Origin of the sequence: Streptomyces kunmingensis (assembly GCF_039533535.1) — a bacterium.
Taxonomy (GTDB): domain Bacteria; phylum Actinomycetota; class Actinomycetes; order Streptomycetales; family Streptomycetaceae; genus Streptomyces; species Streptomyces kunmingensis.
On sequence record NZ_BAAATS010000012.1, the window covers coordinates 394,783 to 413,879 of the forward strand.

Sequence of the window (19,097 nt, forward strand, 5' to 3'; positions counted from 1 at the left end):
GACGAGGCGAGGGTGCTTCCGGCCACGCTCCGCACACGCTCCACCACGACCACACGACATGGTCACGCGACGGTCACCCATTCGGCGCAGGTACGTTGGCGGGAGCGGCAAGCGGATCACTTGGGTGCGACGTATCCTGCTCGGACAGTCGGCCGTCGAGTCACACGTGAAAACGGCAACACAACGGCACCACCCCCGCCCGTTCCCGACCGTTCGCCGGAGCACGAAGTCCGCTCTCCGGTGCCGCCGCCGGTACAACCGGCTTGTCGGTTCGTTTGACAACGACATACGCCGACGACGTATCAAGACGAGACGCATCAAGACGATTCGTTTGACCCACATTCGACCGTCGACCGTTGACCCATCTATACCGTTGACCGCTGACCGCTGAGACCCATTGCGATCGCCCCCGGACACGCTCTCGCGGTTCGGGGGCGTACGTGGCCGTTCGACTGGAGACGCACGTGGCCGGGCGCATCGAGGATTACGCACTTATCGGAGACATGCAGACCGCCGCCCTGGTCTGCCGGGACGGCACAGTGGACTGGCTGTGCCTGCCCCGCTTCGACTCGCATGCCATTTTCGCCGGCTTGCTCGGCACCGAGGACCACGGTTTCTGGCGCCTCGGCCCCGCGCACGCGGCCGACGCACAGCCGCCGTCCGCGGCACGCCGCCGCTATCTCGGGGATTCGCTGATCCTCGAATCCGAATGGGACACCCCGCGCGGCACGGTCCGCGTCACCGATTTCATGCCGCCGCGTGACGGCGCGCCCCAGCTGACCCGGATCGTGGAGGGCGTCAGCGGGCGCGTCCCGATGCGCTCGGCGCTGCGGATGCGTTTCTCGTACGGGCGCATCACCCCGTGGGTGCACAAGGTGGACGGCCGTACGGTCGCCGTGGCCGGCCCGGACTCCGTGTGGCTGGACTCCGAGGCCGAGACGTACGGCGAGGACCTGACGACGTACTCGGACTTCACGGTGGCGCCCGGCGAGAAGGTCGCGTTCACCATCCAGTGGCAGCCCTCGCACAAGGACCAGCCGCCGCTGCCGGACCCGCAGGACGCCCTCGCGACGACGCGGGACTTCTGGAGCGAGTGGGTCGGGCACTGTACGTACCACGGCCCGTACCGCGAGGCCGTGGTGCGCTCCCTGATCACGCTGAAGGCACTCACGTACGCGCCGACCGGCGGCATCGTCGCCGCGCCGACCACCTCCCTGCCGGAGGAGATCGGCGGCGTGCGCAACTGGGACTACCGCTACACCTGGCTGCGCGACGCGGCGATCACCCTGTCGTCGCTGCTGCGCACCGGCTACCGCGAAGAGGCCCGCGCCTGGCGCGAGTGGCTGCTGCGGGCCGTCGCGGGCGACCCCGAGAACCTGCAGATCATGTACGGCATCGCGGGCGAGCGCGAGCTGGGCGAGGCGGAGCTCGACTGGCTTCCCGGCTACGAGAACTCGACGCCGGTGCGCGTCGGGAACGGGGCGGCGCACCAGCTCCAGCTCGACGTCTACGGCGAGGTCACCGAGGCGCTGCACCTCGCGCACATGACGGGCCTCGCCCGTAACGACTACGCCTCCCTGCTCCAGCTGAAGCTCATCCAGTACCTGGAGAAGCACTGGGACGAGCCGGACGAGGGCATCTGGGAGGTGCGCGGGCCGCGCCGGCACTTCGTCCACTCGAAGGTGATGGCGTGGGTCGCGGTCGACCGGACCATCAAGCTGCTGGAATCGGGCGACGCGGACGGCCCGCTGGAGAAGTGGCGCGAGCTGCGCGACGACATCCACCGGGACGTGTGCGAGCGGGGCTACGACGCGGAGCGCAACACGTTCACGCAGTCGTACGGCAGCAAGGAACTGGACGCCTCGCTGCTGCTCATCCCGCAGATGGGGTTCCTGCCGCCGGACGACAAGCGCGTCATCGGCACGATCGAGGCCATCCAGCGCGAGCTGTCCACGACGGACGGGTTCATCCTGCGGTACCCGACGGACGGCGACGCCGCCGGCCTCGACGGGCTGCCCGGTGACGAAGGGGCGTTCCTCGCCTGCTCGTTCTGGATGGCGGACGACCTCGCGATGATCGGCCGGGTCGACGAGGCCCGCAAGCTCTTCGAGAAGCTGCTCGCCCTCCGCAACGACCTGGGACTGCTCGCCGAGGAGTGGGACCCGCACCTGCAGCGCCAGGTCGGCAACTTCCCGCAGGCGTTCAGCCACGTGCCGCTGATCGACACGGCACTGCGGCTGACGTCCTCGGGGGCGTACAGCGGCTGACCCCGGAATGCCCGTGGGGCGGGCGCGGCCGGTACCGTCCGCTCCATGGACAGCACGGACAGCTCGCCCCTTGCCGCCGCGGCCCCGCAGAGCACCCCCGGCGGCATCACCGTGCAGCGCGCCCTGGAACTGCCGGGGCTGCGCAGCGGGCTGCCCGAGGTGGTGGCGGGCGCGGACCGGCTGCTGCGGACGGTGCGCTGGGTGCACGCGGGCGAGGTGCCGAACATCGCGTCGCTGCTCAAGGGCGGCGAACTGCTGCTGAGCACGGGATACGGCATCGGGACGCGCCCCGCCGAGCAGCGGGCCTTCGTCCGCAAGCTGGCCGAGCGGGGCATCGCGGCGCTGGTGATCGAGCTGGGGCAGCGGTTCGCACGGCTGCCCGCGGCCCTTGTGGAGACGGCGCGCACGGCCGGTCTGCCGCTGGTGCAGCTCCACCGTGAGGTGCCGTTCGTGACGGTCACCGAGGAGATCCACACCGAGATCGTCAACGGGCACTACGCGCTGCTCCAGCAGGCCGAGGAAGTGCACGGGCGGTGCACCGAGGCGCTGCTGGGCGGCGGCGGGATCCCTCAAGTCCTGCGCATCCTGGCCGGGTTCAGCGGCAACCCGGTCTTCCTGGAGACCGTCGACGGACAGCTGCTGTACGCGGCCGGAGTGGCGGCCGACGTCGCCGATCCGCTCCAGGTGTGGCAGGGCATGCGCTCCACGCACCAGGACGAGCCGCCCGGCGGCGCCGTGCTCGTGGACGTCCCCGGCGGCGGCCCCGGAGCCGGTTCGGTGCGGGCGCGACTCGTGCTTCTTCCGGTGTCGGCGCCGCTCGCGCCGGTGCACCGGATCGCGGCCGAACGGGCCGCCGGATCACTGGCCGTGGTGCTGATGCAGGCCCGGCAGGAGGAGGAACTGGCGGCGCGCGGGCGCGGCGACTTCCTCACCGATCTCGCGGAGGGCCGCATCGCGCCCGAGGACGCTCCGGCACAGGCCCGGGTCCTCGGCTTCAAACCCACCGGTCAAGGACCGCTGCTCCCGGTGGTGATGCGGCTGCCGGAGGCGTCGGCCGGTTCGGTGGGCCTCTCCCCCGGCGGAGGCGGCTGGGCGGTGCTCGCGCGGGCCGTCTCGGAGGAGCTCGCCTCGATCGGCGTGCCGGTCCTGCTCGGCGTACGTCCCGTCGAGGGGCGGGTGCCGCTGCTCATCGGCCTGCGCTCGGAGTCGGAGCGCCCGGCCGTCGCGGAACGGGTCGGGGCGGCGCTGCGGGCCGGGGTGGAGCGGGCCGGGATGCGGCGGGCGGGCGCCAGGGCTTCGGTCGTGGTGGTCGGCGGCGCGGGCGGCTGGGCCGCGGCGGCCGCGGGGCTGCGGCACGCGGCGGAGACGGCGACGGCGGCGCAGGGCCTGGACGACAGGGCGTGGTACGACGCGCGGCGCCTGGACATCGACCTGCTGCTGTGGCGGCTGCACTGCCACGACGAGGAGGCCCTCGCCGCGTTCGTGGAGCGGGCGATCGGTCCGCTCCAGGACCACGACAAGCGGGCGAAGCCGCCTCTGCTGCCGACGCTGGAGATCTACCTGGCGCACGCGGGCCGCAAGGCGGAGACGGCGCGCGAGCTGCATCTGAACCGGCAGACCCTCTACAACCGCCTGGCCCGGATCGGCGAGTTGCTCGGCACGGACCTGGACGATCCGCAGACGGTGCTCGCGCTGAGCCTGGCACTGCGGGCCCGCCGCCACGTGCCGTAGGCCTTCTGTCCGGTCAGCTCGGAGCGCCCCGGTTCGGTTCGCCGGGCGAACGGCTCAGAAGGCGCCGGTCAACTCGTCGTACACGCTGAGGACTTGCGCGATGGTGGCGTCCTCGGTCGGCCAGGACGCGGCCTGCGCGCTGCCCCGGTCCTTCAGTTCCGCGCAGCGCTCGGGGTCGGTGAGCAGCCGCTCGACGGCCCGGGCGAGCGCGGGAGCGTCCCCGTACGGAACCAACTCGGCGGCTTCGCCCACGAGTTCGGGGATGCCGCCGACGTCGGTCGCCACGAGCGGCACCCGTGCGTGCAGCGCCTCCTGCGCGAGCAGCGAGCGCGACTCCCAGCTGCTCGGCAGCAGCGCGACATCGGCGGCGGGCAGCAGTTCGGCGACGTCGTCGCGCCGGCCGGCCAGCCGCACCGGCAGCCCTTCGCTCTTGATCCGCCGTTGCAGCGCGGCCCGTTCGGGCCCCTCACCGGCGATGACGAGCAGCGGCGCGGGGTCGAGATCGAGCCAGGCATGGGCGGCGTCGAGCAGTACGTCGTAGCCCCGGTGCCGCTCCAGGCTGCCCACGGCCATCAGCAACGGGCGGTCCACGGCGCCGAGTTCGGCCCGTGTCTTGTTCCGGGCGCGCTCCGCGTCCTCGGCGTCCTCCGCCTCGAAGTGCTCGGCGCGGCGCGGCAGGGAGGAGACCGCGGCGAGCCGGGCGTCCCGGGCGCCGCGCTCCCTGGCCCGGTCGACCAGGTCGGACGAGGTGCCGAGGACCACGGACGCGGCCCGGGCCACGCGCCGCTCCAGTATCCGCAGCAGATGGGCGCGGGTCCCTTCGGCGTAGGAGCGGGTGTGCCAGGTGACGACGAGCGGGACGCGGCGGCCGTGCAGCGCGAGGGAGGCGCGCAGTGCGGCGTGCAGCCCGTGCGCGTGCACCAGGTCGGCGTCGGCGCAGGCCACGCGGAGCGCGGCGACGGACGCCGGGTCGCTGCGGCGCGGCACCGCGAGGTGGTGGGCGCCGACGTCCCCGAACCCGTACGCGCGCTCGGCCTCGGACGGCGCGCACACCGTGACGCGCACCCCGCGGGCCACAAGGCCCGCGGCGAGCGACCGGACGTGGGCGCTGCTGCCCGCGCTGCCGCCACCCAGCACCTGCACGGTGCGCAGCGGCGACTGTCCGTGCGCTGAGTGGCTGCTCACGTGGCTCACGCGGCGGGGCTCCTGAGGGGTCGGTTCGAGTGGTCCAGGCCAAGGATGCCAGTCCGTACGCACGTTCCGGCACCGGCCACGGTCCCCCACCGGGCGGCCTCGGGCAACCCGGCGCACCGGACCACTCACACGGGTGAGTTGACGGTTTGCCGCAAGCCCTGCCCCAGGCCTCTCTCCCGGCTGTCCTGCCCCAGGTCCTTCCTGGCCCACTCGCTCACGTGCTCCCCGAAGGCGGCCGCCGCCACGAGGCCGGCGGCGTGCGCGGCGAGTCCGGCCCTCCCGTTGCCCGCAACGATCGCCACGCCGATCGCGGCACCCAGGGCGTGCGCTCCCGCGTCGCCGAGCATGCCGCGCTCCGCGAGATCGTCGGGGAGGACGGCCGCGGCGGCCCCCATCGGCGCGGCCGCGAGCGAGCCGCGCAGCAGACCGGCGGCGCCCAGCGCGAGAGCGGCCTGCGCCGCGCGTCCCGGGCGTACGTCCACGAGGTTGACGAAGTGCGCGGCGCCCGCGACGACGACCCCGGCGAGCAGCTTGTCGGCGGCGCGCGCCTTCAGCAGGGCGCCCGCGATCAGGCCGGCCGCCGAGATCCCGATCAACTTCACGGCGCCGCTGGTCAGTTCACCGTCCCGCAGCGCTCCGAGGTGCGCCCGGAAACCGCGCCGCGGGTCGCACGCCCCGGCCAGGTCGTCGTATGCGCCACAGGCTCCGGCCGCGAGTGTGGCGACGAGGGCGGCGCCCCGCGTGCCAGGGTCCGCGGCGAGCACACCCGCCGCGACACCCACCGTGACGGCGGGCCCGGCGCACAGGTCGACGCTGCGGCCCGCATAATTCTCCCGCTCCCACAGCTGTGCGCTGCCCGGCCTCGTGCGGCGCAGGGCGGCGCGAGCGGCGAGGCTGACGCCCGCGGCGAGGGCGGCGGTACGGAGGGTGCGGGCAACGTCGATCATCCGCTCACCCTAGGGCCCTAGGCGTCCGCGCGGGCCGCCTCCAGAAGCTCCTCCGCGTGGGCCCGTGCCGTCTCGGAGTCCTCCTGGCCCGCGAGCATCCGCGACAACTCCCGTACGCGGTCCTCGCCTTCGAGCACGGTGACACCGGAGCGCGTGACGGTCCCGTCGTTCGTCTTCTCGACCAGGAGCTGGCGGTCGGCGAACGCCGCGACCTGCGGCAGGTGCGTGACGACCACGACCTGCGCGGACCGGGCGAGCTTGGCGAGGCGCCGGCCGATCTCGACCGCCGCCTTGCCGCCGACCCCCGCGTCGACCTCGTCGAAGAGGTACGTGGGGACGGGGTCGGTGCCCGCGAAGACGACCTCGACCGCGAGCATCACCCGGGACAGCTCACCGCCGGACGCGCCCTTGGCGATGGGCCGTGGCGGGGCGCCGGGGTGCGGCGCGAGCAGCAGCTCGACCTCGTCGACACCGCTCGGCCCGCAGACCACGGTCCGGCCGTCGACCTCGACGCCGTCGCCCGCTTCGGTCTCGTTCTGCCGGATGTCGAAGGAGACCCGGGCGTGCGGCATGGCGAGCGAGGCCAGCTCGTCGGTGACGGCGGCCGCGAACCGCGAGGCGGCCTCGGTGCGGGCGTTCGTCAGCTCCTGGGCCAGCGCGCCGAGTTCACCGCGCAGTGATGCGCGCTCGGCGGCCAGCTCGTCGATCCGCTCGTCGTCGCCGTCGAGTTCGAGCAGCCGGGCGGCGCTCGCCTCGGCCCAGGCGAGCACGCCCGTGACGTCCTCGCCGTACTTGCGGGTCAGCTGCGTGAGCGCGGCCCTGCGCTCCTCGACGGCCGACAGGCGCAGCGGGTCGGCGTCCAGGTCGTCGGCGTACCCGGCGAGTTCGGCGGCGACGTCGGTGAGCAGGATCTGCACCTCGCCGATCCGCTCGGCGAGCGCGGCCAGGGCCGGGTCGTGGGACCGTACGGCGTCCAGGGCCCGGTTGGCGCCGCCGACCAGGGTCGTGGCGTCGACGCCCTCCGGGTCCTCGGGGTTTCCGGCGAGTGCGGCGTGCGCGACGGCGGCGGCCGAGGCGAGCGCCTCCGCGTGCCCGAGCCGCGAGGCCTCCTCGGCCAGCTCGACGTCCTCACCGGCGCGCGGTTCGACGGCGGCGATCTCGTCCAGCCCGAACCGCAGCAGATCCGCCTCCTGCGCCCGCTCCCGGGCGCGCGTGGTGATCTCGTCCAGTTCGGCGCTGACGCGCTTCAGCCGCTTGTACACGGCCGTGTACTTGGCGAGCGGCCCCGCGACGGCGTCCCCGGCGTACCGGTCGAGGGCCTGCCGCTGTCTGCCGAGCTTCAACAGGCCCTGCTGGTCGGTCTGGCCGTGCACGGCGACCAGCTCGTCGGCCAGTTCGGCCAGCACGCCCACCGGCACGGACCGCCCGCCCAGGTGCGCCCGTGAGCGCCCCTCGGCGGAGACGGTACGGCTGACGAGCAGCACTCCGTCGTCCAGTTCGGCCCCGGCCTCCTCGGCGCGCGCCGCGGCACCGGAACCGGGGGGCACGGTGACGCGCCCCTCCACCACGGCGTTCTTCGCGCCGATCCGCACGAGCGCGGGGTCGGCCCGCCCGCCGAGCAGCAGCCCGAGGCTGGTGACGACCATGGTCTTGCCCGCGCCGGTCTCGCCGGTCACCGCCGTGAAGCCGGGTGACAGCTCGACCACCGCGTCGTCGATGACTCCGAGCGACCGTATCCGCATCTCCTCCAACACGGACACGACCTTACGAGGTCGGGGGGCCTGTGTGCGACGGGGCCCGTCCCAGCGGGCCGAACGGGCAGGTGGCAGGGGCCCTGCCGAGGGCTCTGTCACCCGCGCGGGTGGAGGTCCGGACGCTCAGCCGATCAGTCTTCGCCGCCAGTCCAGCGGGGTGACATGGACCGCCCGGCCGGGGTCGCCGTCCCAATCGGCGGGCAGGCCGACGGCGTCGAGCGCGGCGACCGCCTCCCGGCCGATGGCGCCCGCGGTCTCCTCCGAGCCGTCGAAGCCGCCGTACAGGAGCATCAGGCCTTGCCCCGCGGCGGCGGAGCCGGTGCACTGGCTGTGGAAGTAGACGTAGCCGCGAGCGGTGGGCGCCGCCTCGGCGCCGATCTCCGTGTTGCCGCAGTTACGACAGCAGGCGAAGTTCTCACGCGCGGTGATTCCGGCCCCTTCCAGCGCGGCGAAGGCACGGGTCAGCCGCTCGGGGTCGGTCTCCCCCTCCCACTGCTCCTGCTCGGCGACGCGCTCCAGCCACATCCGGTCGGCGAACGCCTCCGCCTGGACCCGTGAGACGGGTCTGCGGCCCTCGTCGATCAGGCACTGCTCGGCGGCCTCGGCCAGTTCGCCCCGGGTGGCGTAGCCGCCGACGAGAAGCTCGCGGACGTGTTCCTCCAACGCCACACGCTCCCGCGCGTCGAGTTCCAGTGGCGGCACCTCGCGGGCGGGGCCCATGTCCAGCAGGCTCCAGACGGGCCCGGTGTCCCAGCCCGGCGCCCGGCTGGCCCAGCCGGTCAGCGCCGCGCTCACGGTCTCAGGGGTGGCGACCATCGCCTGGAAGTGCCGGTCGGCGGACCCGTCGCGGTGCTCCAGGGTGTAGTCGCCGCCGGTCTTGTGCCAGACCTGCGCGAAGAAGTCCGGCAGGTCGGGTATCGGCTGCACCACGAGGAACCGGTCGCCTTCGTCCCCGATACGCCGGACCAGCCCGTCCAACATCTCGGCGGACGGGCGGACATGCCGCTGCCCGTTCTCTGTCGTCACCACGATCTCAAGCATGCGCAGACTCTGGCAGACGTCTCTGACAACGGCCCCTGACCAGCCCTTTCGCACCCAGCCCTTTCTCACCCAGCCCTTTCGCACCCAGCCCTAGTGCGGCGCCCCGCGCCACCCCGCCACCGGCAGGGCGAACTTGGCCACCAGCCGGTCGGTGAACACGGCATGGTGCAACCGAGCGAGCCGCACCGGCACCGCTCCCCGCCGCACCTCCACCCGCGCCCCGGCCGGCAGCTCCACGGTCCGCCGTCCGTCGCACCACAGCACCCCGTGCGGCGTGTGCGGCTGCACCTCGACGGCGAGCACCGAATTCGGCGACGTCACCAGCGGCTTGGCGAACAGCGCGTGGGCGCTGATCGGCACCATCAGCAGCGCTTCGACCTCGGGCCACACCACGGGCCCGCCGGCCGAGAACGCGTACGCCGTCGACCCGGTCGGGGTCGCGCACACGATGCCGTCGCAGCCGAATCCGGTGACGGGCCGGCCGTCGATCTCCAGGACGACCTCGAGCATCCGCTCGGGCTCGGTCTTCTGCACGGCGGCCTCGTTCAGCGCCCAGTCGCGGTGCACGACGTCCCCGTTGCGGTGCACGGCGACGTCTATCGTCATACGCTCCTCGACCTCGTACTCCTTGGTGACGACCCGGTCGACGACCTTGTCCAGGTCGTCGCGCTCGGCCTCCGCCAGGAATCCGACGCGCCCCAGGTTCACGCCGAGCATCGGCACCCCGGACGCCCGCGAGAACTCGGCGCCGCGCAGCAGCGTCCCGTCACCGCCGAGGACGATGAGCAGCTCGCATCCGTCGAGGCAGGCCGGAGTGGCCTCCTTCACCAGCTCCACGGAGGCCGGCAGCGGCAGATCTTCCGCCTCCGAGGCCAGGACCCGAACGCCGAGGCCGCTCTTCAGCAGCCCCTGGACGACGAGCTCGGCACTGCGGATGGCCGCCGGCCGCCCGGTGTGCGCGAGCAGGAAAACAGTACGAGCTCGGCTCTGTGTCAACGCGGCCCCTCCGCCACTGCACGGTCAACGTCGGCCGGGTCCAGTTCGGGCGCCCCGGCACGCAGCCACAGAAAGTACTCGACATTTCCGGAGGGCCCGGGCAGGGGGCTCGCGGTCACGCCACGCACGCCCAGGCCGAGCTTGTGCGCCTGCGCGGCCACGCCCCGCACGGCCTCGGCCCGCAGCTCGGGGCTGCGCACGACGCCGCCGCTGCCGAGCCGCTCCTTGCCGACCTCGAACTGCGGCTTGACCATCAGCACGAGGTCCGCGTCCGGCGCCGCGCACCGCGCCAGGGCGGGCAGCACCAGGCCCAGCGGGATGAAGGACAGATCCCCGACCACCATGTCCACCGGCACTCCGTCGATCGCCTCCAGCGTCAACTCGCGTACGTTCGTACGGTCCTTGACGGTGACGCGTTCATCGCTCTGCAGTGACCAGGCGAGTTGCCCGTACCCGACGTCCGCGGCGACGACGTGCGCGACACCGGCCCGCAGCAGGACGTCGGTGAAGCCACCGGTCGAGGCGCCCGCGTCCAGCGCCCGGCGCCCCTCGACGGCGAGCCCCTGCGGGACGAAGGCGGCCAGCGCGCCCGCGAGCTTGTGCCCGCCGCGCGAGACGTACTCGGGATCGCTGTCGTCCGGGGCGACGACGATCGACACCCCCGTGCCCACCTGCGTCGCGGGCTTGGTCGCGACGATCTTGCTGACGCTGACCCGCCCCGCGACGATCAGTTGACTGGCGTGCTCCCGCGAGCGGGCCAGCTTGCGGATGACGAGTTCGGCGTCGAGGCGGCGACGTGCCACACCTGCCACGGTCGGTTCAGCTCCTGTGCTCATACGTCGGTGAAGGCCGGGGCCCGGCGTCCAGCGCGGTCAGCGCGGTCCGCAGCCCCTGGTGTACATCCTCGTACACCTCGGCGTGTCCGTCCGCGGCGAGGTGGTCCACATCGCCCAGCCGCTCCAGCTGCGCGTCCACGTCCGCGTTGCCGGTGGGGGTGCGGTCGATGCCCAGGGGGGCGGGGGCGGCGGGCTCGTAGGACGGTTCGCCGGGGGCCTGCGCCTCGGCCACGGCCTCGGCCTCGCCCTCGGCGGGGATCTCACTCATGCCCAGACGCTACCCCGGAAGCCCGGTGTACGGTCGATCACGATGGCGACGACGGAGGAGTGCCGGGCGGCACTCGACAAACTCTCGGACAACATGGCGGGCGCGAACAGCGACGTCCGGGCCGCGACGGCGCTCGACCGCACGCTGAGCTGCCGCATCACGGACCTGGACGTGACATTTTCCGGCCGTCTGACCAACGGCCGGATCGAGGTGCTCGCCACCCGCCCCGGGCCGCCCCCCGAGAAGGCGCAGATCCGCCTCTCGATGACGGGCGACGACCTGGTGGCGATGGTCGACGGCCGGCTGAACTTCGCGAAGGCCTGGGCCGCGGGCCGGGTCCGTCTCGAGGCCTCGTTCCGCGACCTGCTGCGCCTCAGGACGCTGCTTTAGCCACCTCGGGGGCCTTCGCATGGCCCTGCTCCCGCGCCTTGCGGGCCGCGGGCACGACCAGCGGGGTGCCCGTCTCCGGGTCGTCGATGACCTGGCACTTCATGCCGAAGAGGCGCTCGACGAGGTCGGCGGTGACGATGTCCTTCGGGGGGCCCTCGGCGATGATCTCGCCGCCGCGCAGGGCGATGAGGTGGGTGGCGTAGCGGGCGGCGTGGTTGAGGTCGTGCAGGACGGCGACGAGCGTGCGCCCCTGCTCCTCGTGCAGCTCCGCGCAGAGGTCGAGCACGTCGATCTGGTGCTGGATGTCGAGGAAGGTCGTCGGCTCGTCGAGGAGCAGCAGCGGTGTCTGCTGGGCGAGCGCCATGGCGATCCACACGCGCTGGCGCTGGCCGCCGGAGAGTTCGTCGACGTACCGGTCGGCGAGTTCGGCGACGCCGGTGGACTCCATGGATTCCCGTACGACCTGCTCGTCCTCCGGTGACCACTGGCGCAGCAGGCCCTGGTGCGGGTAGCGGCCGCGGGCGACCAGGTCGCCGACGGTGATGCCGTCGGGCGCGACCGAGGACTGCGGCAGCAGGCCGAGCGTCTTGGCGACCTTCTTCGCGGGCATCGACTGGATGACGCTGCCGTCGAGCAGGACGCGGCCCGCGCTCGGCTTGAGCATCCGCGACAGGGCGCGCAGCAGGGTGGACTTGCCGCAGGCGTTCGGGCCGACGATCACCGTGAAGGAGTTGTCGGGGATCTCCACGGACAGCTTCTCGGCGATGACGCGCTGGTCGTATCCGAGGGTGACCTCGTCGGCTATCAGCCTGTTCACTGCGGTGCTCCTTTGGGTGTGGTGCGGCTGGTCCGCCTGAGGGGTGCGCGTCCGGATGCTCATATCCGGCCCGCCTTGCGCTCGGTGACGAGGAGCCACAGCAGGTAGGCGCCGCCGACGACGCCGGTCACCACGCCGACGGGCAGCTGATCCGCGCCGAACATCCGCTGCGAGACCAGGTCGGCGACGATCAGCAGCGTCGCGCCCATCCAGGTGGCGGCCATCAGGTTCGGTCCCGGCGACTTGGTCAGGCGCCGGACGATCTGCGGGGCGGTGAGCGCCACGAAGGTGACCGGTCCGGCAGCGGCGGTCGCGGCCGCGGTCAGGAAGACGGAGGCGGTGAGCAGCAGCAGCCGGGTCCGCTCGACGCGGATGCCGAGCGCGCCGGCCGCGTCGTCGCCCATCTCCAGCATGCGCAGCGGACGCCCGGACGCGGCGACGAGCGGCACGAGGATCGCGAACAGGATCAGCAGCGGCCACACCTGCTCCCAGCCGCGTCCGTTCAGGGAGCCGGTCATCCACACGGTGGCACGGGCCGCGTCCACGAAGTCGGCCTTGGTGAGCAGATAGCCGTTGACGGCGGTGACGAACGCCGAGACACCGATGCCGACGAGGACGAGCCGGTAGCCGTGCACGCCCCGCTTCCACGCCAGGATGTAGATCAGGAAGCCGGTGACGAGCCCGCCGACCAGCGCGCCGAGGGCTACCTGCGCGGCGCTGCCTCCGAAGATCACGATCATCACGAGCGCGCCCGAGGTCGAGCCCTGGCTGAGGCCGAGCACGTCGGGGCTGCCCAGCGGGTTGCGCGAGATGGACTGGAAGAGGGCGCCCGACAGGCCGAGCGCGCCGCCGACCAGGAGGCCGACCAGGACCCGCGGAAGGCGCAGGTCGTTGATGATGAACTCCTGCCCGACGTTGCCGTGGCCCGCCAGGGTCCGCAGCACGTCGAGGGCCGGGATCGGGAAGTCGCCGGTCCCGATGAGTACGACGCTCGCGGCGAGCGCGGCCACGACCAGGCCCGCCACGACGACGGCCGAGCGGACGTGGAGCCGTACGGAGAGTCCGCCCGGGGTGCGTATCGCCTTCACAGCTGGGCCAACTTCCGACGTCGTACGAGAAAGATGAAGACCGGCGCGCCGATGACGGCGGTGACGATGCCGACCTGGAGTTCGGCCGGGCGGGCGACGAGCCGGCCGACGACGTCGGCGCCGAGCAGCAGCACGGGCGAGAGGACCGCCGCGTACGGCAGGATCCAGCGCATGTCGGGCCCGGTGAACGAGCGCACGATGTGCGGCACCATCAGGCCGACGAAGACGATGGGCCCGCAGGCCGCGGTGGCGGCGCCGCACAGCAGGGTCGCGGCGGCCATGCTGAGGGCGCGGGTGCGGCCGAGGTGGGCGCCGAGCGCGCGGGCCGTGTCGTCGCCCATCGCCATCGCGTTGAGCGGCCGGGCCAGGCCCAGGGCGAGCACGGCGCCGACCGCGATGAACGGCAGCACCTGCTGGATGATGTCCATCTTGGCGCCGGCCAGCGAGCCGACCTGCCAGAACCGCATGCGGTTGAGCGCCACGTCGTCGGTGATCATCACCGCGTAGAGGTAGCCGGAGAGGGCCGCGGTGATCGCGGTACCGGCGAGGGCGAGCCGCACCGGGGTCGCGCTGCGGGTGCCGCCGAGGACGTACACGAGTACGCCGACCGCGGCGGCGCCGAAGAAGGCGAACCACACGTAGCCGCTGAGCGAGGTCACCCCGAAGAAGCTGATGGCGGTCACGACGGCGGCCGAGGCGCCCATGTTGATGCCGAGGATGCCGGGGTCGGCCAGCGGGTTGCGGGTCAGCGCCTGCAGGACGGCGCCAGCGAGGCCGAGCGCGAGTCCGGCGAGGAGGCCGAGCAGCGTCCGCGAGACGCGCTCGCCGACGACGATGTCCGCGTAGGTACCGGTGTCGTGGAACAGCCCGTGCCAGACCTGATCCAGCGCGAGCGGCTTGGCGCCGACGGCGATGCTCGCCACGAGGACGGCCAGCAGCACGACGACCGAGGCGAGTAGCCCTGCCGTACGTATCGCCGCACGGCGGCCGGGGGGCGCGGGAGCGGGCGCCGCGCTCGTTTCTGGGGGACTGTCGACCAACACGAGGTTAGGTTAGCCTACCCTCCAAATCGGCCACATCCCGCTGCGTCACATCCTGCCCGCATCGAGAGAAGCATCTCCCATGCCTCCTGCCCTGTCACGGGCCGCCCCCGCTCCGGTCCGCCACGGGCGCCGCACGACCGGCGCGGCGCTCGGCCACGATGCACTGCTCACCGCGTGCGGCGCCGGCAAACCCGCCGTCGCCGTCGACATTCCCCAGAGGCACACCCCATGACAGAGACAGCAGCCCCCGCCCTTGCTACGGAACCGGCTCCGGCACCCGCGCCCTTCGGCCTCTTCGACCTCCACGTGTTGCGCGTCGGCCGCGTCACCCCGTCCATGATGCGCGTGGTCTTCGGCGGCCCGGACCTGTCGCGCATGGCGACGGCCGGCCGCGATCAGCGCATCAAGCTGTTCCTGCCGTCGCCGGGCGAGCGGGCCCCGCGGCTCCCGGACAACTCCGACGGCCAGTGGTACGCCACCTGGCAGGCCCTCGACCCCGCGACCCGCGGCATCATGCGTACGTACACGATCCGTGCACTGGACCCGGCGGCAGGCGAGTTGACTGTCGACTTCGCGGCACACGGCGACGAGGGACCGGCCTCCCGCTGGGCGCTGCGGGCCCGCCCCGGCGACCAGGTGAGCGTCTTCGCCCCGGTCACCGCGGACAACCTGGCCTTCGAGTTCCACCCGCCCGCCGACACCGACTGGATCCTGCTCGCCGCGGACCCCTCGGCGCTGCCGGCCATCGCCAACATCCTGGCCCACCTGCCGCACTCCGTCCCTGTCCGCGCCTGGATCGAGATCCCCTCGGCGGAGGACCGTCAGGACCTCGACGCGGGCCCGGACACGGACATCACCTGGCTGACCGCCTCCGGCTCGACGCCCGAGGCGATCCGCGGGGCGGCGCTTCCCGAGGGCACGCCGTACGCCTTCGTTATCGGCGAGTCGTCCACGGTGAAGTCGGTCCGCCGCCACCTGGTGACAGAACGCGGCTTCGACCGCAAGCGGGTCAAGTTCAGCGGCTACTGGCGCCAGGGCACATCGGAAGACGGCCTCCAGCAGTCGGGCGAGGCGGCCTGAACAACCGGACAACAAGCGGCCTGAACAATGTGGGGCGGCTCCGCCGCGTACCCGCCCGCCAGAGCCCTGCCCGCTGACGGCCGAGCCGGCTAGAGCCCCAGCCGCGCCAGCGCCTTCGCCGCGTCGAGCTCGCATCCCTTGTCCCCCGCCGCCGTCCAGGCGGCAGCGCACAGCGCCCGGAGCCCGTCGATCGCGTCGCCGTCGCCGTCGAGCTCCAGCCGCTCGTCGCCGGCCGCCGCGGTCCACCCGCCGCACCGGAACCCGTCCTGCTCCTCGGTCACCTCGGGCTGCCCGGTCAGCACCCCGCGCAGGTCCCGGTCCACATACGTGGGCCGGTGCTGCGGCGGCGCGGCCAGCAGTTGCGCCCCGTCCGTCACGCCGGTCAGCACGAGCAGCGAATCGACCTCCCCGTTGAACGCGCCCTCGATGTCCGTGTCCAGCCGGTCCCCGACCACCAGCGGCCTCTTGGCCCCCGTACGCAAAATGGTCTCCCGGTGCATCGGTGGCAACGGCTTTCCCGCGATCTGCGGCTCCGCGCCCGTCGCAATCCGGACGACCTCCACCGCCGCGCCGTTCCCCGGAGCGATGCCCCGCGCGCTCGGGATCGTCAGGTCGGTGTTGGAGGCGAACCACGGCACACCTCCTGCAATGGCGTAGCAGGCCTCGGCGAACCGCCCCCACGCCATATCGGGCCCGCCGTACCCCTGCACGACCGCGACCGGCTCGTCATCGGCGGAGTCCACCGGCTCGAGCCCCCGCTCGCGCAGGGCGACCCGCAGCCCTTCCCCGCCGATCACCAGCACCCGCGCACCCTCGGGCAGCTGATCGCTGATGAGCCGCGCGACAGCCTGCGCCGACGTGATGACGTCATCGGCCTCGGTCGGAATCCCGAGCTCGCACAGGTGCTCGGCCACGGCGTCGGGCGTCCGCAGCGCGTTGTTGGTGACGTAGGCGAGCCCCATCCCCGCTTCCCGCGCGTCGGCCAGCGAGTCGACGGCGTGCGCGATGGCCTGCCCACCCGCGTAGACGACCCCGTCCAGATCGAGCAGCGCGGTGTCGTACGCCGCGCTCAACGCCTGCGTGCTGCTCCCCGGCCGCACCCGCGGCCCGCCCTCGGCCGCCCCACTCGCACTCTGGCTCATTCTGTATCGCCCTTCCATCGATCCCTCTCCCCCGATCATCCCCCAAGCCACTGACACTCGTACGATGCACGGATGAACACTGCAGGTGACGGCTTGGATCTGCGCCCCTTCCGCGGAGTGCGTTACGTCCCTGAGCGCATCGGCAGCCTCGCGGCCGTCACCTCACCCCCGTACGACGTCGTCGTCCGCCCGGACGGCCTGCTGCATTTGGAGAGCGCGGACCCGCACAACATCGTCCGTCTGATCCTCCCGCAGGCCACGTCCCCGCAGTCCCGCAACGACCAGGCGGCCGCCACCCTGCACAGCTGGCTCGCCGAGGGCGTCCTCGCCCCCGACACCGAGCCGGCCTTCTACGTGTACGAGCAGCGCAACGGCGACATGCTCCAACGCGGGCTCATCGGGGCCCTGCGCCTGTCCGAGGCCTCGGAGGGCGTGGTCCTGCCCCATGAGGACGTCATGCCGCACGTGGTCGAGGACCGTGCGGGCCTGATGCGCACGACGGCGGCGAACTTCGAGCCTCTCCTGCTCACCTACCGCGGCAACGGGGACGCGACCGGCGCCACCGCCGTCATCGAGCACACCATCCACCGCGCCCCGCTGCTGTCCACGACGACGGAGGACGGCTACAGCCATCGCCTGTGGTCCATCACCGAGCCGGCGGACGTCCGGACGATCCACGACGACCTGGCCCAGCACCAGGCCCTGATCGCCGACGGCCACCACCGTTGGGCCACCTACCTGCGGCTACGCGCCGAACACCCGTCGCCCACCCCGTGGGACCACGGCCTGGTCCTCCTCGTCGACACGGCCCGCTACCCCCTGCGCGTCCGCGCCATCCACCGGCTCCTCAACCGTCTCCCGATCGACCGGGCGCTGGCGGCGGCCGCCCCCTTCTTCCGGGTACGTGACGTCGCGGGCCCGCTCACCGAGGCGCTGGTGTCCCTCGCGGAGGCTGCGAAAGACGGCAACGCCTTCCTCCTCACCGGCGCCGACGACACGTACCACCTGCTGGACCGCCCGGACCGGGCCCTCCTCGACCGTACGATCCCGGCGGACCGCCCGGAGGCCTGGCGCACCCTGGACGCGACGGTCCTGCACTCCACGCTCCTCGACCATGTCTGGGGCATTCCGGAGGACTCCCCCGCCGACATCGCGTACATCCACGACACGGAGGCGACGGTCGAGAAGGCGCGGCACGACGGCGGCACGGCGGTCCTCATGCATCCGGTCCGCGAGGAAGTCGTCCGCGAGCTGGCCCGCCAGGGTGTGACGATGCCGCGCAAGTCGACGTCGTTCGGCCCGAAGCCGGCCACGGGCCTGGTCCTCCGCACCCTCACGAACGACTGACGGGCGGGTCCCGGAGGACCCGCCCGTCATCTCGATCTCACCCGACGCCGCGCCTACTTCTCGTCGGCGTCCTCGTCCTCGTCGTCGCCGTCGCCGTCGCCGTCGCCGTCGGCCGGGACCTGCCCCGGGGCCGGGGCCTCGTCGACGTCATCGTCGTCGAAGGCATCGACGAACTCGACGCCCTCCAACTCCGCCAGCCGGTCCGCGGCGTCCGTGCTGCCATCCTTGTCGGACTCCACGGCCTTGGCGAACCACTCGCGTGCCTCGTCCTCGCGCCCGGCGGCCAGCAGCGCGTCGGCGTACGCGTACCGGAGCCGCGCGGTCCACGGCTGTACGGAGTTCGAGGCCAGCTCGGGGCTCTGCAGTGTCACGATGGCGGCGTCCAGCTGCCCCATGTCACGGCGGGCGCCGGCGGCTACGAGCCGCATCTCGACCTGTCCGGCCTTGTCGAGCTTCTGCACCTCGGGCTCTCCGGCCATGTCGAGCGCCTTCTCCGGCCGCCCGAGCCCGCGCTCGCAGTCGGCCATCACGGGCCACAGCTCCACGCGCCCGGTCATGCGCCGTGCGGCCCGGAACTCGGCGAGAGCCTCGCTGTAGTTCTGGCTCGCGTAGGCGGCGAATCCGGCGGCTTCGCGGACAGCGGCCACACGGGAAGCGAGCCGCAGCGCGACCTTCGCGTACCCGTAAGCGCCCTCGGCGTCCTCGTCGATCAGCCGGGCGACCATCACCAGGTTCTTGGCGACTTCCTCCGCGAGCCCCTTCGGCAGGGACTGCAGCTCCTGCTGTACGTCCTTGTCGAGCTCGAAGCCGGAGACGTCCTCGGGGATCGGCAGCCGCTTGATCGGCTCACGGTCCCGGTCGCGCTCGTCCCGGTAGCGCCCGCCACCACGGCGGTCGTCCCGCCGGTCGTCACGTCCCCGGAACCCACCACCACCGGGACGCCCGCCCCGGTCGTCGCGCCCACGGAAGCCACCGCCGCGGTTGTCGTCACGGCGGTCGTCACGGCCGCGGAAGCCGCCACGGTCGTCGTCGCGGCCACGGAAGCCGCCACCACGGTTGTCATCGCGGCGGTTGTCGTCGCGGCGGAAGCCGCCACCGCGGTTGTCGCCGCCGCGGTTGTCGTCACGCCGGTCGTCGCGACGGAACGGGGGCCGGT

Annotated in this window: 18 protein-coding genes; 6 read left to right on the plus strand and 12 right to left on the minus strand. The window is 72.9% G+C overall.

The genetic code is table 11. The features are described 5' to 3' along the window. Positions 1–464: 464 nt before the first annotated feature. Positions 465–2,267, plus strand: a complete 1,803-nt coding sequence (locus ABD366_RS16520) for a glycoside hydrolase family 15 protein (protein WP_324775786.1) — start codon at positions 465–467, stop codon at positions 2,265–2,267. Between the two features lie 45 nt (positions 2,268–2,312). Next, positions 2,313–3,998, plus strand: a complete 1,686-nt coding sequence (locus ABD366_RS16525; protein WP_344441955.1) for a PucR family transcriptional regulator — start codon at positions 2,313–2,315, stop codon at positions 3,996–3,998. Positions 3,999–4,052: 54 nt separating this feature from the next. Here the strand turns inward: ABD366_RS16525 and ABD366_RS16530 are convergent, their stop codons facing one another. From ABD366_RS16530 to ABD366_RS16560, 7 genes are all read right to left on the minus strand, one after another. Beyond that, positions 4,053–5,192 (minus strand): glycosyltransferase family 4 protein, encoded by a 1,140-nt coding sequence (locus ABD366_RS16530; RefSeq protein WP_344441957.1) that lies wholly within the window; start codon positions 5,190–5,192, stop codon positions 4,053–4,055. Positions 5,193–5,317: 125 nt separating this feature from the next. Then, positions 5,318–6,139, minus strand: a complete 822-nt coding sequence (locus tag ABD366_RS16535; RefSeq protein WP_344441959.1) for a hypothetical protein — start codon at positions 6,137–6,139, stop codon at positions 5,318–5,320. 17 nt (positions 6,140–6,156) lie between these two features. Continuing rightward, positions 6,157–7,881: a DNA repair protein RecN gene (recN, locus tag ABD366_RS16540; protein ID WP_324768708.1), complete on the minus strand. Its 1,725-nt coding sequence runs from the start codon at positions 7,879–7,881 to the stop codon at positions 6,157–6,159. Positions 7,882–8,016: 135 nt separating this feature from the next. Beyond that, positions 8,017–8,934, minus strand: a complete 918-nt coding sequence (locus ABD366_RS16545; RefSeq protein WP_324768706.1) for a DUF6891 domain-containing protein — start codon at positions 8,932–8,934, stop codon at positions 8,017–8,019. Positions 8,935–9,024: 90 nt separating this feature from the next. Beyond that, positions 9,025–9,930, minus strand: a complete 906-nt coding sequence (locus ABD366_RS16550) for an NAD kinase (RefSeq protein WP_324768705.1) — start codon at positions 9,928–9,930, stop codon at positions 9,025–9,027. Then, on the minus strand, positions 9,927–10,742 hold the full coding sequence (locus ABD366_RS16555) for a TlyA family RNA methyltransferase (protein ID WP_324768704.1): 816 nt from the start codon (positions 10,740–10,742) through the stop codon (positions 9,927–9,929). The genes ABD366_RS16550 and ABD366_RS16555 overlap by 4 nt, the downstream gene beginning before the upstream one ends. Before the next feature lie 7 nt (positions 10,743–10,749). After that, positions 10,750–11,034, minus strand: a complete 285-nt coding sequence (locus tag ABD366_RS16560; RefSeq protein WP_324768703.1) for a hypothetical protein — start codon at positions 11,032–11,034, stop codon at positions 10,750–10,752. A 42-nt stretch (positions 11,035–11,076) separates the two neighbouring features. On the opposite strand from ABD366_RS16560, the gene ABD366_RS16565 reads away from it, so the two are divergent. Next, positions 11,077–11,424 carry an SCP2 sterol-binding domain-containing protein gene (locus ABD366_RS16565; RefSeq protein WP_324768702.1) on the plus strand — a complete coding sequence of 116 codons (348 nt, stop codon included), beginning with the start codon at positions 11,077–11,079 and terminating at the stop codon, positions 11,422–11,424. Here the strand turns inward: ABD366_RS16565 and ABD366_RS16570 are convergent. Genes ABD366_RS16570 through ABD366_RS16580 form a run of 3 tightly spaced genes read right to left on the minus strand, consistent with a single transcriptional unit; the run spans position 11,408 to position 14,372 of the window. Continuing rightward, the gene (locus tag ABD366_RS16570) at positions 11,408–12,304 is read right to left on the minus strand and encodes an ABC transporter ATP-binding protein (RefSeq protein WP_324768700.1); all 897 of its coding nucleotides are present in this window, start codon (positions 12,302–12,304) and stop codon (positions 11,408–11,410) included. The two genes, ABD366_RS16565 and ABD366_RS16570, sit on opposite strands and share 17 nt — an antisense overlap. After that, positions 12,301–13,329, minus strand: coding sequence for a FecCD family ABC transporter permease (locus ABD366_RS16575; RefSeq protein ID WP_324768699.1), 1,029 nt, complete (start codon positions 13,327–13,329; stop codon positions 12,301–12,303). The genes ABD366_RS16570 and ABD366_RS16575 overlap by 4 nt, the downstream gene beginning before the upstream one ends. After that, positions 13,326–14,372, minus strand: coding sequence for a FecCD family ABC transporter permease (locus ABD366_RS16580; RefSeq protein ID WP_324768698.1), 1,047 nt, complete (start codon positions 14,370–14,372; stop codon positions 13,326–13,328). Before ABD366_RS16580 ends, ABD366_RS16575 begins: the two co-directional genes overlap by 4 nt. A gap of 79 nt (positions 14,373–14,451) precedes the next feature. Here ABD366_RS16580 and ABD366_RS16585 point away from each other — a divergent pair, with 79 nt between their 5' ends. Beyond that, the gene (locus ABD366_RS16585) at positions 14,452–14,604 is read left to right on the plus strand and encodes a hypothetical protein (protein WP_324768696.1); all 153 of its coding nucleotides are present in this window, start codon (positions 14,452–14,454) and stop codon (positions 14,602–14,604) included. Then, positions 14,601–15,452 (plus strand): siderophore-interacting protein, encoded by an 852-nt coding sequence (locus tag ABD366_RS16590; protein ID WP_324768695.1) that lies wholly within the window; start codon positions 14,601–14,603, stop codon positions 15,450–15,452. Before ABD366_RS16585 ends, ABD366_RS16590 begins: the two co-directional genes overlap by 4 nt. Before the next feature lie 89 nt (positions 15,453–15,541). Here the strand turns inward: ABD366_RS16590 and ABD366_RS16595 are convergent, their stop codons facing one another. Beyond that, positions 15,542–16,594 (minus strand): HAD hydrolase-like protein, encoded by a 1,053-nt coding sequence (locus tag ABD366_RS16595; protein WP_324768694.1) that lies wholly within the window; start codon positions 16,592–16,594, stop codon positions 15,542–15,544. Between the two features lie 72 nt (positions 16,595–16,666). Here ABD366_RS16595 and ABD366_RS16600 point away from each other — a divergent pair, with 72 nt between their 5' ends. Beyond that, a complete protein-coding gene (locus ABD366_RS16600; RefSeq protein WP_324768693.1) occupies positions 16,667–17,941 on the plus strand; it encodes a DUF1015 domain-containing protein in 1,275 nt (424 codons plus the stop codon). A gap of 53 nt (positions 17,942–17,994) precedes the next feature. Here ABD366_RS16600 and ABD366_RS16605 read toward each other — a convergent pair whose 3' ends face one another. Then, positions 17,995–18,774, minus strand: coding sequence for a tetratricopeptide repeat protein (locus tag ABD366_RS16605; RefSeq protein WP_324768707.1), 780 nt, complete (start codon positions 18,772–18,774; stop codon positions 17,995–17,997). Positions 18,775–19,097 lie beyond the last annotated feature (323 nt).

What these genes read in the sequence shown, in the direction of transcription:
- ABD366_RS16525 (WP_344441955.1), top strand. Translation starts at nt 2,313, where the DNA reads ATGGACAGCACGGACAGCTCGCCCCTTGCCGCCGCGGCCCCGCAGAGC.
- ABD366_RS16585 (WP_324768696.1), top strand. Translation starts at nt 14,452, where the DNA reads ATGCCTCCTGCCCTGTCACGGGCCGCCCCCGCTCCGGTCCGCCACGGG.
- ABD366_RS16590 (WP_324768695.1), top strand. Translation starts at nt 14,601, where the DNA reads ATGACAGAGACAGCAGCCCCCGCCCTTGCTACGGAACCGGCTCCGGCA.
- ABD366_RS16600 (WP_324768693.1), top strand. Translation starts at nt 16,667, where the DNA reads ATGAACACTGCAGGTGACGGCTTGGATCTGCGCCCCTTCCGCGGAGTG.
- ABD366_RS16535 (WP_344441959.1), bottom strand. Translation starts at nt 6,139, where the DNA reads ATGATCGACGTTGCCCGCACCCTCCGTACCGCCGCCCTCGCCGCGGGC.
- ABD366_RS16565 (WP_324768702.1), top strand. Translation starts at nt 11,077, where the DNA reads ATGGCGACGACGGAGGAGTGCCGGGCGGCACTCGACAAACTCTCGGAC.
- recN (WP_324768708.1), bottom strand. Translation starts at nt 7,881, where the DNA reads ATGCGGATACGGTCGCTCGGAGTCATCGACGACGCGGTGGTCGAGCTG.
- ABD366_RS16595 (WP_324768694.1), bottom strand. Translation starts at nt 16,594, where the DNA reads ATGAGCCAGAGTGCGAGTGGGGCGGCCGAGGGCGGGCCGCGGGTGCGG.
- ABD366_RS16570 (WP_324768700.1), bottom strand. Translation starts at nt 12,304, where the DNA reads ATGAGCATCCGGACGCGCACCCCTCAGGCGGACCAGCCGCACCACACC.
- ABD366_RS16560 (WP_324768703.1), bottom strand. Translation starts at nt 11,034, where the DNA reads ATGAGTGAGATCCCCGCCGAGGGCGAGGCCGAGGCCGTGGCCGAGGCG.
- ABD366_RS16545 (WP_324768706.1), bottom strand. Translation starts at nt 8,934, where the DNA reads ATGCTTGAGATCGTGGTGACGACAGAGAACGGGCAGCGGCATGTCCGC.